This is a genomic window from Nonomuraea fastidiosa (assembly GCF_042751225.1).
Classification (GTDB): domain Bacteria; phylum Actinomycetota; class Actinomycetes; order Streptosporangiales; family Streptosporangiaceae; genus Nonomuraea; species Nonomuraea fastidiosa.
In genome coordinates, this window is the sequence record NZ_CP170570.1 from 4,632,862 (window position 1) to 4,645,325 (window position 12,464).

The 12,464-nt window shown below is 71.0% G+C and carries 11 protein-coding genes; 8 read left to right on the top strand and 3 right to left on the bottom strand.

Features of this window, described 5'->3' with window-relative positions; translation table 11 throughout:
• Positions 1-32 precede the first annotated feature (32 nt).
• Positions 33-350, top strand: a complete 318-nt coding sequence (locus ACFMQL_RS21580) for an STAS domain-containing protein (protein WP_364060994.1) — start codon at positions 33-35, stop codon at positions 348-350.
• A 114-nt stretch (positions 351-464) separates the two neighbouring features.
• On the opposite strand, the gene ACFMQL_RS21585 is transcribed toward ACFMQL_RS21580, so the two are convergent.
• The 3 genes from ACFMQL_RS21585 to nucS all read right to left on the bottom strand — a co-directional run bounded on the left by ACFMQL_RS21585 (position 465) and on the right by nucS (position 3,429).
• Positions 465-1,007 (bottom strand): TetR/AcrR family transcriptional regulator, encoded by a 543-nt coding sequence (locus tag ACFMQL_RS21585; protein WP_364060997.1) that lies wholly within the window; start codon positions 1,005-1,007, stop codon positions 465-467.
• A gap of 144 nt (positions 1,008-1,151) precedes the next feature.
• On the bottom strand, positions 1,152-2,624 hold the full coding sequence (locus tag ACFMQL_RS21590) for an aldehyde dehydrogenase family protein (RefSeq protein WP_364061000.1): 1,473 nt from the start codon (positions 2,622-2,624) through the stop codon (positions 1,152-1,154).
• Positions 2,625-2,766: 142 nt separating this feature from the next.
• Positions 2,767-3,429, bottom strand: a complete 663-nt coding sequence (nucS, locus tag ACFMQL_RS21595; RefSeq protein WP_364061003.1) for an endonuclease NucS — start codon at positions 3,427-3,429, stop codon at positions 2,767-2,769.
• A 36-nt stretch (positions 3,430-3,465) separates the two neighbouring features.
• Here nucS and ACFMQL_RS21600 point away from each other — a divergent pair, with 36 nt between their 5' ends.
• The 7 genes from ACFMQL_RS21600 to ACFMQL_RS21630 all read left to right on the top strand — a co-directional run bounded on the left by ACFMQL_RS21600 (position 3,466) and on the right by ACFMQL_RS21630 (position 12,303).
• Positions 3,466-4,920 carry a 3-hydroxyacyl-CoA dehydrogenase family protein gene (locus ACFMQL_RS21600; RefSeq protein WP_378786789.1) on the top strand — a complete coding sequence of 485 codons (1,455 nt, stop codon included), beginning with the start codon at positions 3,466-3,468 and terminating at the stop codon, positions 4,918-4,920.
• The gene (locus tag ACFMQL_RS21605; RefSeq protein ID WP_364061009.1) at positions 4,917-5,207 is read left to right on the top strand and encodes an ATP/GTP-binding protein; all 291 of its coding nucleotides are present in this window, start codon (positions 4,917-4,919) and stop codon (positions 5,205-5,207) included. Before ACFMQL_RS21600 ends, ACFMQL_RS21605 begins: the two co-directional genes overlap by 4 nt.
• A gap of 11 nt (positions 5,208-5,218) precedes the next feature.
• Positions 5,219-5,923 (top strand): alpha/beta hydrolase, encoded by a 705-nt coding sequence (locus tag ACFMQL_RS21610; RefSeq protein ID WP_378790191.1) that lies wholly within the window; start codon positions 5,219-5,221, stop codon positions 5,921-5,923.
• 518 nt (positions 5,924-6,441) lie between these two features.
• A complete protein-coding gene (locus ACFMQL_RS21615) occupies positions 6,442-9,534 on the top strand; it encodes a LamG-like jellyroll fold domain-containing protein (RefSeq protein WP_378786790.1) in 3,093 nt (1,030 codons plus the stop codon).
• Positions 9,535-10,153: 619 nt separating this feature from the next.
• A complete protein-coding gene (locus ACFMQL_RS21620) occupies positions 10,154-10,897 on the top strand; it encodes an alpha/beta fold hydrolase (protein ID WP_364061015.1) in 744 nt (247 codons plus the stop codon).
• 561 nt (positions 10,898-11,458) lie between these two features.
• The gene (locus ACFMQL_RS21625; RefSeq protein WP_364061018.1) at positions 11,459-11,884 is read left to right on the top strand and encodes a helix-turn-helix transcriptional regulator; all 426 of its coding nucleotides are present in this window, start codon (positions 11,459-11,461) and stop codon (positions 11,882-11,884) included.
• A 5-nt stretch (positions 11,885-11,889) separates the two neighbouring features.
• Positions 11,890-12,303 (top strand): VOC family protein, encoded by a 414-nt coding sequence (locus ACFMQL_RS21630; protein ID WP_364061021.1) that lies wholly within the window; start codon positions 11,890-11,892, stop codon positions 12,301-12,303.
• The last annotated feature ends 161 nt before the right edge of the window (positions 12,304-12,464 follow it).

Here is a 12,464-nt window from a genome sequence, read left to right on the forward strand (position 1 = left end):
GACCACGCCGAGTGCGTGACTGAGGAGGTGGCATGCGCGTCCGGGGCAATCCGGGGTCCCAGGTGGCGATGATCGGCGCCCGGCTCGACGCCGGCACGTCGGCAGGGGTGCGCGAGCGCCTGCACGAGGCGCTCGACTCCGGCGAAGGGGATCTGATTCTCGATCTTTCGAAGCTGGAGATGATCGACGCGACCGGGCTCGGTGTGCTCGTGGGCGCTCATCGGCGCGCGATCAGCGTGCGACGCCGCCTCGTTCTTCGGGGGGTGCCCCCGCGGATCATGCGGATCCTGGCGGTGACCCGGCTGAATCGGGTGCTGAACGTGGAGGTTCCGGCGGCCGCGGTGGCCTGAGGTGTCATATCGGAGAGCGGGCGACGATCAGCCGTCGCCCGCTCTTTTTGCTTTCACGAAATCGAGTTTTCGGCCGGGCCGCTCTCCAGCGAAATGTGCATGGTATTGAGGCGATCAGGCGGGGCCGAGCGCGCGGTTGAAGATGTGCACCGCGACGTCCACGAGTTCGTCGATGTCCGGCTTATCGTCGCCCAGCAGCCATTCGATGAGCAGCTCTTGTAAGGCCCCTATGGCGCCCAGCGCCACCAGCCGGCGATTGAGGCCCGTGGCGAGCGGGAAATCGGCTGAGGCGTCCTCCACGATCCGGGCGAAGGCGTCGATGGCGCGCTGCCGCGACATCGCCAGAACGTCGCCGGATCGGCGTACCTCGACATGCATGATCCGCGCCCGCCGCCAGTCGGCCGTGGCGAACTCGATATATGCGCGAATGCCGGCCTTGATCCTGCCGTCGAGCGTCGCAGGGGCCTCCTGCACGGCCTTCGCGACGACGGCCAGGCTCTCGTCCACGCAGCGCTCATGCAGCGCCTGCAGCAGCTCTTCGCGGCCGCCGAAACATTCGTAGAAGGCCCGGTTGGAGATCCTGGCCTCCGAACACAGCCTTTCGATCGTCGTCGACGCGAATCCGGGCTTCGCGTATAGCGTGTACGCGGCCGTCATCAGCCGCTCTCGTCTGTCTGCCAGCCTTTGCTCAGCCGACATTCCCCGGTAAGACCGGTTCACATTCCACCCGTCCAACATGATCGTGGCCCCCAGAGCACACAATTATGGGCGGATGATCGCCTAAGGAAAAGGGCAAGAAGATTACCTTTTGCGTCTTCCGTGCAAGAACGTGATAAGTCTGACCAGCCGCTCAAGTTCTTCGGGCCCCCGATTGAACGACGTGAGGTTCATCCCGGGCATCGCGAAGCGCTGCCGCGAGATGGCCTTCGGCCTGGCGAACTCCCGCAATCCGTCGGCCCCGTGGATGCGGCCGAACCCCGAATCGCCGACCCCGCCGAACGGCAGCGCGGGCACCCCGGCGAAGGAGATGACCGAGTTGATCGCCGTCATGCCGCTGCGCATCAGCCGGGCCAGCTCGGTGGCGCGGCGGGCGTTGCGGCTGAAGATCGTGCCGCCCAGCCCGTACGCCGAGGCGTTGGCCAGCTCGAGCGCCTCCTGCGCGTCGCGGGTGCGGCGCACGGTGATGGTCGGGCCGAACGTCTCCTCACGCACCGCCGGCGAGTCCTCGGGCACGTCTTCGACGATCACAGGATCGACGTAGGGCGGCCGGACCGCGTCGGGGCCGCCGGTGACCGCCTTGCCCGCCTTGGTGGCGTCGTCGATGTGCCGCTTGATGATCTCCACCTGGCCCGGCATGGTGATCGGGCCGTAGTCCTCGCCGGCCTTGAGCCTGGCCGCCCGCTCGGTCAGCTCGCGCATGAAGCCGTCGTAGACGGCGTCCACCACGTAGACCCGCTCCACGCCCACGCAGGTCTGCCCGGCGTTCGACATCGCGCCCCACAGGCAGGCGTCCGCGGCGGCGGCGAGGTCGGCGTCGGCGTCCACGATGAAGGCGTCCTTGCCGCCGCACTCGGCCACGATCGGGGTGAGGTTCTCGGCGCAGGCGGCCATCACCCGCTTGGCCGTGGCGGTCGAGCCGGTGAAGGCCACCTTCTTCACCCGGGGGTCGCCGGCCAGTGCCGCGCCCGTCTCGCCCAGGCCGGTGATGGTCTGGAACACCTCGTGCTCGGGGACCGACTCCTTGAACAGCTCGGCCAGCCGCACGCCGATGCCGGGGGTCAGCTCGCTCGGCTTGAACACCACGGCGTTGCCGGCCGCCAGCGCGTACGCGATGGAGCCCATGGGGGTGAAGACGGGGTAGTTCCACGGCCCGATGACGCCGACGACGCCGAGCGGCAGGTATTCGAGGGTGGCGGCCAGGTTGAGGCCGATCATGCCGGTGTTGACGCGGCGGCGGCCGAGCACCTTGGCGGCGTTGCGCGCCGCCCAGTCGAGGTGGGTGATCGCGAGGACCAGCTCCAGCGTGGCGTCGCCCACCGGCTTGCCGTTCTCCTCGTGCACGAGCGCGGCCAGCTCCCTGATGTGCTGGGTGAGCACCGCCTTGTAGTCGAGCAGCCGGCGCTTGCGCTCGGCGTGGCCCAGCGCGCCCCACCACGCGGCGGCCGTCTCCGCCCGGCCCACCGCCTCGTGAACGGCCTCAGGGCTCGCCTTGGGGTGGGTGCCGACGACCGCGCCGGTCGCCGGGTTGAGTGAGTCGAACGTCACGGTGCTCATGGCGTCACGATAGACCGGTAAGGCACCGCTTACCAGACTTGTCCGAGGCGTCCCTAGAGGAGCCGGCGCGGCCGCCGCGACCATCAAGGCCCCAAGGAGGCCGTTCGGGCCGCAGCGCGGCATGCAGCGCCGCGCAGCGGGTTCAGAACAGGGTCGGGTTCTCCGGCTCGATGCCGCGCAGCGCGTCGTAGTCGAGCGTGACGCAGTCGATGCCGCGATCGGCGGCCAGCACCCGGGCCTGCGGCTTGATCTCCTGGGCCGCGAAGATCCCGCGTACGGGGGCCAGGATCGGATCGCGGTTGAGCAGCTCCAGGTAGCGGGTGAGCTGCTCGACCCCGTCGATCTCGCCTCGGCGCTTGATCTCCACCGCCACCGTCGCGCCCGAGGCGTCGCGGCACAGGATGTCGACCGGGCCGATGGCCGTCATGTACTCGCGGCGGATCAGCGTGTAGCCGGGGCCCAGCGTCGTGATGTGCTCGGCCAGCAGCTCCTGGAGGTGCGCCTCGACGCCGTCCTTGATCAGGCCGGGGTCGACGCCCAGCTCGTGGGAGGAGTCGTGGAGGATCTCGGCCATCGTCAGCACCAGCTTCTCGCCGGTCTTGCCGTGGGTGACCGTCCAGGTGTCGCCGTCCTCTTTGAGCTTGCACGGCGGGTTCATCCAGTTGAGCGGCTTGTACGCGCGGTCGTCGGCGTGAATGCTCACGCTGCCGTCGGCCTTGATGAGCACCAGCCTGGGCGCCATGGGCAGATGTGCCGTGAGCCGTCCGATGTAATCCACGCTGCATCGCGCGATGACCAGCCGCATGACCGTCCACCTTAATGCCTCTGGAAAACTGGACGCATGGCGTTCGAACGGGTGGGTGTCGTCGGCCTCGGCACGATGGGGGCCGGCATCGCGGAGGTGTTCGCACGAGCCGGGCTGCGCGTGCTCGGCGTCGAGGCCGACGCCGAGGCCCTGGCGAGAGGCCGTTCCCTGCTGGAGAAGTCCACGGCGCGGGCGCTCGACAAGGGCAGGCTCACCGCGCAGGAGCGCGAGGCCATCCTCGGCCGCGTCACGCTGACCACCTCCAGGGAGGACCTGCGCGAGGCGGACCTCGTCGTCGAGGCCATCCCCGAGCACCTGGAGCTCAAGCTCAGGCTGTTCGCCGACCTCGACCGCATCTGCAAGCCCGAGACCGTGCTCGCCACCAACACCTCGTCGCTGCCGGTCACCGCGATCGCCGCCGCCACCGGGCGGCCTGGCCGGGTGGTCGGCCTGCACTTCTTCAACCCCGCGCCGGTCATGCGGCTGGTCGAGGTGGTGCGCACCGTGCTGAGCGACCCCGGCGTCGTCGGCGCGGTCGAGGGGCTCGCCGAACGGCTCGGCAAGACCGCGGTGACCGTGGGCGACCGGGCCGGGTTCGTGGCCAACCGGCTGCTGCTGCCCTATCTCAACCACGCCGCCGTGCTGCTGGAGCTGGGCGTGGCCACGCGTGACGGCATCGACGCCGTGATGCGCCAGGGCGCCGGGCTGCCGATGGGGCCGTTCGAGCTGCTCGACCTCATCGGGCTCGACACCGCGTACGAGATCATGGAAGTCCTCTACGACGAGACCCGCGACCGGCGGCACGCGCCGTCGCCCCTGCTGCGCGAGCTGGTCACGGCCGGGCGGCTGGGCCGCAAGTCGCAAGGCGGCTTCTACACCGGAGAGCCGCCGCAACCGCAGGACGCGCGGAGCTCGGGGGTGAGGACGTTCGACGTGGCCGGGCCGGGGGCCGACGAGCTGGCCGGGCGGCTCGATGCGGCCGGGTTCAAGCGCTCGGGCGAGGCCGCCGACGTCGTGCTGCGGCTGGGCGACCGGCCGGTGGTCGAGCACGCCGTACGCCTGCGCGACCCGGCGAAGCTGGTCGGGGTGCGGCTGCACGGCGACCGGGTGGCCGAGCTGGCCGTCACCGCGCTCACCTCGCAGGAGGCCGTGGCCGCCGCGTCCGACCTGATGAAGGTGCTGGGCATCACGCCCGTGCCGTGTAAGGACCGCGCCGGGTTCGTCGCCGACGCGCTGCTGCTGCCGTACCTCAACGACGCCGTCCGCATGTACGACGCCGGCTACGCCTCCGTCGCCGACATCGACACCGCGATGCGGCTGGGCTGCGGCTACCCCGCCGGGCCCTTCGAGACGCTGGAGGCCATGGGGCTGGAGCGCGTACGCGACGGGCTGCGCGCGCTCTACGCCGAATACCGCGAGCCCGCCTTCGCCCCCGCCCCCCTGCTCGACCAGCTCGTCGTCGCCGGCGCGAGCGCGTTCCCCCGCTCATGAGCCCCCGCCGCGCCCGCCGCAGGGAGTCCACCCGTCCGTTCTCCTTCCCGACCGGGATCGACAAGGTGGAGGAGTGGCCCGACGGAGAGTGGAAGGTCCGCATGCTCACCGGCGCCACCTCCACGAAGAACTACCGCTGCCCCGGCTGCGACCAGGAGATCCGCAGCGGGCAGCCCCACCTGGTGGCCTGGCCCAACTGGCCGGGCGGCGACGAGGAGCGCCGCCACTGGCACCAGGCCTGCTGGCGTAAGAGACTCGACCGCGGCCCGGGCCGCACGCGTTACTGAAGGGATCGATGGTGGAGATTCGCGCGGCGACCGTGCTGCCCGCCCGGCGCGAGCCGATCGAGCTGCACACGGCCGACGGCCTGACCCTGGTCGGCGAGCTGGCCCAGCCCCTCGACAAGCCGCCGGTGGCCACGCTGGTCACCCTGCACCCGCTGCCCACCCACGGCGGGTTCATGGACAGCCACGTCTACAAGAAGGCGGCCAACCGGCTGCCCGCCCTGGCCGACCTGGCCGTGCTGCGCTTCAACACGCGCGGCACCTCCTCAGAGCGCGGCACCTCTGAGGGCGCGTTCGACGGCGGCGAGGGGGAGCGGTTCGACGTGGCCGCGGCCCTGGAGTACGCCGAGTTCCACGACCTGCCCAGGGTGTGGGTGGTCGGCTGGTCGTTCGGGACCGAGCTGGCGCTGAAGTGGGCGCACGACCCGCTGGTGGAAGGCGCGATCCTGCTGTCGCCCCCGCTGCACAGGGCCACCGACGCCGACCTCGACGCGTGGGCGGAGTTCGGCAGGCCGCTGGTGGTGCTGGTGCCGGAGTTCGACGACTACCTGCGGCCCGACGAGGCCAAGGCCAGGTTCGCCCGGGTGCCGCAGGCCGAGGTCATCGGCGTCGACGGGGCCAAGCATCTGTGGGTGGGCGAGCCGTACGTACGGATCGTGCTCAACGAGATCGTCAAGCGCGTCAACCCGGCCGCGGCGCCGCTCCCCACCGAGATCTGACGAGCCTCGCCGCCGTGCCCGGCCGCGGGCGCCCTGCTCAGCGGGGTCTGGTGAGTCTCGCTGTCGTGTCCGGCTGCGGGCGCCCTGCTCAGCGGGGTCTGGTGAGTCTCGCTGTCGTGTCCGGCTGCGGGCGCCCTGCTCACCGGGGTCTGGCGAATCTCTCCGTCGCGCCCGCCTGCGCTGAAGAATTTCTTGAGCATTATGAGCAGAACTCTGGCCTTCGCGATCGTCGCGGGCGAGAATCCGATCGTCAATTGAAGATCGCGGAGACGCCGGGCGACGTTCATCGTCCGCGCGTAATCCCTGCTCAGCGTGGGCGAGGCGCGAATGCGAGTAGTGCACGGGCTGGTGGCGGCGGCGTTATCGATCACGACTTTGGCGGCAGCGCCTCCATCGGAGGCCGAACAGGTGCCGCGTCCAGGCCCGGCGGCCCGGCGGAGCCGGCGCCCGTCGCAGGGCCGGAGAACTCCGAACGCGCGGCGCTCGCCAAGGCCCGTGACACCGGGCAGCCGGTCGAGGTGGAGACGCTGCGCAGCGAGATCCGTACGGTCTTCGCCCAGCCGAACGGCACCATGAAGATGGAGCTGAACGTGCGCCCGGTCCGCGTCCGCAAGGACGACCGCTGGGTGCCCGTGGACACCACGCTGCGCCTGCGTCCCGACGGTGCGGTGGAGCCGGTCGCCGCCGCCGTCGATCTGACGTTCTCCGGCGGCGGAGACGCCCCGCTCGCCCGCCTCTCGCGCGGCGCCAAGTCGATGGAGCTGGGCTGGACGGGCCCGCTCCCCAAACCCACGCTGAACGGCGACACCGCCACCTACGCCGACGTCATGCCCGGCGTGGACCTCCAGGTCACCGCCGACGTGGACGGCTTCTCCCACCTGCTGGTCGTCAAGTCGCGGCAGGCCGCCGAAAAGCTGACCGAGCTGTCCTACCCGCTCTCCGCCAAGGGCCTGAACCTGGAGATCGACAAGGCGGGCAATCTGGAGGCCACCGACAAGGGCGGCGGCACGCTGTTCATCGCGCCCACGCCGAAGATGTGGGACTCCAAGGGCGTCACCAGTCAGCAGGCGCTCAAGGAAGGCCGCTCGCCCGAGGCCCGCGAGGCCACCATGGGCGTGGAGCTGGCGGGCAAGAAGCTGCGGCTGCGGCCGGACCGCGAGATGCTGACCGACCCCGGCACGAAGTTCCCCGTCTACCTCGACCCGTACTTCTCGGCCGCGCGCAACGCCTGGACGGCCGTGTGGAGCAACTGGCCCAACTCCAACTACCTCAACTCCAGCGACGTCGCCAGGGTGGGGCACGTCGAGTCGCAGACGAACCGCTCGTTCTTCCAGATGAACACCGGCTCGGCCATCCACGGCAAGCAGATCATGAAGGCGACGCTGCGCACGTACGAGACGTGGTCGTACTCCTGCAGCGCCCGCAAGGTCGAGGCGTGGGCCACCGGCAAGATCAGCAAGTCCACCACCTGGAAGAACCAGCCCGACTGGGTCACCCTGCTGGACACCAAGAACGTCGCCAAGGGCTGGGGTTCGAGCTGCCTGCCCGGCGGCGTGGAGTTCGACGTCACCCCACAGGTCATCCAGGCCGCCGCGCTGAACTGGCCGAACGTCACCATCGGCCTGCGTGCCACCAGCGAGTCCGACGTCTACGCGTGGAAGAAGTTCAAGAACAACCCGAGCCTGGTCATCGAGTACAACTCCTTCCCCGACGACCCGTCCGCGGCCGACGTCTGGTCCGACCCGGGCGGCCCCTGCGTCTCCGGTGACGACCGGCCCGTCATCAGCACCCCCGCACCCAGGCTGTGGGCCAGGCTGAAGGACGTCGACAACACGCTCAAGGCTCGCTTCCAGTGGTTCGACGGGGACGGCAACAAGATCGGCGACTACACCACTCCGGAGGGGTCGTCGGGCACCGCGTTCAGCGTCTCGATCCCGCAGGCCTACTACGCCGACGGCGCGCTGCTGCGCTGGCGGGCACGGGCCGAGGACGGCACCGCCAACAGCGAGTGGAGCCCGTGGTGCGAGGCCACCGTGGACGCCAGCGCCCCCGGTAAGGAACCGGTCGTGAGCTCGCCCGAGTTCGAGGAGAACGCCTGGAGCGACGGCGTCGGCCTGGCGGGCACCTTCACTTTCGACCCCAACGGCGTCACCGATGTCGTCTCCTACCTCTACGGCCTGGACACCACGCCGACGACCGAGGTGTCGGCCGGCGCCGACGGCACGGCCACGATCCGGATCACGCCGTCGCACGACGGGCCCAACGTGCTCTCCGTACGCAGCAAGGACCGCGCCGGCCAGCTCGGGCCCATCCGCACCTACGTCTTCAACGTCAACGCGGGACGCGCTCCCGCCGCGCACTGGAAGATGGACGAAGGCCAGGGCGGCACGGCCGCCGACGTGAGCGGCGCCCACCCGGCCACGCTGCACGGCGCCACCTGGACCTCCGGCCGTACGGGCGGCGCGATCAGGCTGGCCGACGCCTACGCGCAGACGTCAGGGCCGATCGTCGACACCAGGCGCAACTTCACCGTCGCCGCATGGGCCCGGCTGACCGCCACCGACGGCGACGCCACCCTCATCACCCAGGAGGGCTCCGCCACCGGCGCGTTCGCCCTGCAGTACGTCAAGGCAGACGACCGCTGGGCGCTGACCATGACCGAAGCCGACGCCGACTCCGCCCCGGCCGTGCGGGCCCTGTCGTCCGCCGCGCCGCGCGTCGGCGAATGGACCCACCTGGTCGGCGTCTACGACGCGGCGGCAGGCCGGATCACCCTCTACGTGAACGGCAGGCGCGAAGGCACCGCTGCCGTCACCACCACATGGAACGCCACAGGCCCCCTGACGATCGGCCGCGGAAAGGTCGCCGGGGCGGCTTCGGGCAACTGGCCAGGAGACGTCGACGAGGTGCGCGTGTACGACCGCGCGCTGTTCGCCGACGAGGTCGCCGATCTGGTCCACAGCGCTGCCACGCTGGTCGGACACTGGAAGCTGGACGAGGAGTCCGGCACCACGGCGGCCGACTCCTCGGGCCGGGCGACCGCCGCGACGCTGTCCGGAGCCGCCTCGTGGACGTACGGATGGCTGGACGGAGCGCTCGCCCTCGACGGTGTGGACGGCCACGCCCAGACCGGCGGCCCCGTGGCCGACACCAGGAACAGCTTCACCGTCACCGCCTGGACCCAGCTCGACCACCTGCCCACCGCCGACACCACCGCCGTCGCCCAGGCCGGTGACCGGGCCGCCGGGTTCCAGCTCGGCTTCGACCAGGAGCAGGGCAGGTGGGTGTTCGGCATGGCCACCGCCGACACCGACGCGGCATCGGTCGTACGGACGAGGTCCGACGCCATCCCCACCCCGCTGGAATGGACGCACCTGGCCGGCGTGTACGACGCACTCGCCGGGCAGCTCCGCATCTACGTCAACGGCCGGCTCGCATCCAGCACCGTCGTGGACCACGTGAGCACCTGGAACGCCACGGGGCCGCTGCAGCTCGGCCGGACGAAGGCGGAGGGCGCGTTCACCGGGTACTGGCCCGGGGCCGTGGACGACGTCCGCGTCTACGACTCCGCGCTGAGCGCCGAGCAGATCGCTCAGCTCGCCGCGCAGTGACCGCTGGGGCGCGAGCGGTGACCGCGGTCGCGGCCCGCCCGCCCCGGCAGCGGCCGTGAACGACGGCGACGCCCGGCACCGAAGTACCTCCCGGTGCCGGGCGTCGCCGTCTCCGGCCCTGTCGCCGTCGGCGGCCCCGGGAAGGGGACGCTCCCGCACCGGGGAGTCCCCCGGGAGCCGGAAGCCGCAAGCCGCAAGCCGCAAGCCCGCGAGCCGGAAGCTGGAACCCTGGACGTCGGGAACCGGGAGGGGGAGGCCCCTGGACGTGGGAAACCGGGAGCGGGAGGCGCCGGCCGTCGGGAACCGGGAGGGGGAGGCCCCGGCCGTCGGAAACCGGGAGCGGGAGGCCCCGGCCATCGAGAACCGGAAGCGGGAGGCCCGGGACCGAGCACCGAATATCGGCATCGAGCACTGGGAACCCGAAAACCGGGGGCGGTCGGAGTGGGATGGTGCGGGTGATTTAATCGCCGAGCAATGCCAGTTTTAGGGCGGACATTAGCCGTGTGCGACATTTAGCGCGATATTCAGCTTGGGCCATTGAGTGAATGTCGCCGTGAACCGCGTTACCGTGAGGTCCGTGCAGCTCTACACGAGATCGGCCGGGACCGGGATCCCGCTTGTGCTGCTTCACGCATTCCCGCTCTCGTCGGCCATGTGGCTGGCCCAGCGGGAAGGACTGGCCAGGGTCTGCCACGTCATCACGCCCGACCTGCGCGGCTTCGGCGGGTCGCGGCTGGGCGACGATGAGCCGTCACTCGACCTGATGGCCGACGACGTCGCCGCGCTGCTCGACGACGAGGGCATCGACAAGGCCGTGATCGGCGGGCTGTCGATGGGCGGCTACGTGACCATGGCGTTCTGCAGGCGGCACCCCGACCGGGTGCTCGGCGTCATCCTGGCCGACACCAAGGCCAGCCCGGACCCGCCACAGGCGAGGGAGAACAGAGAACGCATCGCCCAGGCCGTGCTCGCCTCCGGCAGCGAGGTGCTGGTGCGCGAGGTCCTGCCCGGGCTCATCGGGCCGACGACCAAGGAACGCAGGGCCATGGTGTTCGGCCGGGTCAAGGGGCTCGTGCAGTCGGCGCCTCCCGGCGCGGCCGCCTGGGCGCAGCGCGCGATGGCGGCCCGGCCCGACTCCTCCGACACGCTGGCCGCGCTCAAGGTGCCGCTGCTGGTCATCGTGGGGGAGGAGGACGAGCTCTCGCCGCCCTCCGACGCCGCCGCCATGGCCAAGGCCGCGCCCGACGGCCGGTTGGAGGTCATCCCCAAGGCGGGGCACCTTACGGCGGTCGAGCAGCCGGAGGCGTTCAACGCGGCGGTCACGGAGTTCCTCCGCACGGAGCTGCGCAACCACCGGCCCTGAGGTCAGGTACGTCGCACGCGCGCATCTGCGCGGCGACCGGCCTTGCCATGTGTAAGGGCTCGCGCGGCGACCGGCTCTCAGGCGCGTGCGGGCTCGCGAGGGGACCGGCCCTCAGGCGCGTGCGGGCTCGCGAGGGGACCGGCCCTCAGGTGCGTGCGGGCTCGCGAGGGGACCGGCCCTCAGGCGCGTGCGGGCTCGCGAGGGGACCGGCTCTCAGGTGCGTGCGGGCTCGCGAGGGGACCGGCTCTCAGGCGCGTGCGGGCTCGCGAGGGGACCGGCTCTCAGGTGCGTGCGGGCTCGCGAGGGGACCGGCTCTCAGGCGCGTGCGGGCTCGCGCGACGACCGGCCTGACGTGCGTGAAGCCGTGCGGTGACCGGGCCGGCCGAGTGCGAGGCGGAGCGCTGCCCGGCCGTGCCGATCCAGGTGGACAGTGGCGCAGCGGGTGACCGGGTGTGCGTGCAGAAGGGTGCGCCGCCGCCGTGACCAGGCGAGTGAAGGGCGGGGCGTGCGTGGCTGAGCCGGGGGCGGGGGATTGTCGGTGGGGTGTGCCATGCTGGGGACGTGACGCTTGAGGACCTGGTCAGGCTGCGGCGAGCACGCGATGTGATCAATCGCGACTATGCCGAGCCGCTCGACGTGCCCGCGCTGGCTCGCGTCGCCCTCATGTCGCCCGGGCACTTCTCGCGCAGCTTCCGTGCGGCGTTCGGGGAGACGCCCTACAGCTACCTCATGACGCGCCGCATCGAGCGGGCCAAGGCGCTGCTGCGGCGCGGCGACATGACGGTGACCGAGGTGTGCTTCGCGGTCGGCTGTACGTCGCTGGGCTCGTTCAGCTCCCGCTTCACCGAGCTGGTCGGCGAGAGCCCGAGCGCCTACCGCGCCCGTGACCACCACGAGGCGGCCGCCATCCCGTCCTGTTACGCGAAGAAGTATTCCCGGCCGGTGCGGCGTCAGGCGGCGAAGACAGCGTCCCGACACGTAACGTGACCGGCATGGACATCCGACTCAACACCTGCTTCATCGCGGTCGACGACCACGACAAGGCGCTCGCCTTCTACCGCGACTGCCTCGGCCTGGAGGTGCGCCAGGACGTCGGTTTCGAGGGCATGCGCTGGATCACGCTCGGCTCGCCCTCGCAGCCCGACGTCAACATCGTCCTGGAGCCGCCGCTCGCCGACCCCGACGCCTCGCCCGCCGACCGGCAGGCCATGGCGGAGCTGCTCGCCAAGGGGCTGCTGCGCGCGGTCATCTTCGAGACCGACGACTGCGATGCGACGTTCGAGCGCATCAGGGACGCCGGCTACGAGGTGCTGGAAGAGCCGACCGACCAGCCTTATGGCGTACGCGACTTCGCCGTCCGCGACCCGGCGGGCAACATGCTGCGCATCAACCAGGCGGCCAAGTGACCCTCCGGGCACTCCGGTAGCCGATGGTCCGATGGGGCGGCCCGCTGGGTCTCGGTCAGACGCGCCGGTGACGGCGCCGCTTGCCGTGACCGGCCCTCTGCTGCGTATCAGCCGGTGACGGCGCTGCTTGCTGAGGTTCGGCCATCTGCTGCGCATCAACA

Coding starts and splice junctions, on each gene's coding strand:
- ACFMQL_RS21590 (WP_364061000.1), bottom strand. CDS start 2,624: ATGAGCACCGTGACGTTCGACTCACTCAACCCGGCGACCGGCGCGGTC.
- ACFMQL_RS21630 (WP_364061021.1), top strand. CDS start 11,890: ATGGACATCCGACTCAACACCTGCTTCATCGCGGTCGACGACCACGAC.
- ACFMQL_RS21585 (WP_364060997.1), bottom strand. CDS start 1,007: ATGACGGCCGCGTACACGCTATACGCGAAGCCCGGATTCGCGTCGACG.
- nucS (WP_364061003.1), bottom strand. CDS start 3,429: ATGCGGCTGGTCATCGCGCGATGCAGCGTGGATTACATCGGACGGCTC.
- ACFMQL_RS21600 (WP_378786789.1), top strand. CDS start 3,466: ATGGCGTTCGAACGGGTGGGTGTCGTCGGCCTCGGCACGATGGGGGCC.
- ACFMQL_RS21580 (WP_364060994.1), top strand. CDS start 33: ATGCGCGTCCGGGGCAATCCGGGGTCCCAGGTGGCGATGATCGGCGCC.
- ACFMQL_RS21605 (WP_364061009.1), top strand. CDS start 4,917: ATGAGCCCCCGCCGCGCCCGCCGCAGGGAGTCCACCCGTCCGTTCTCC.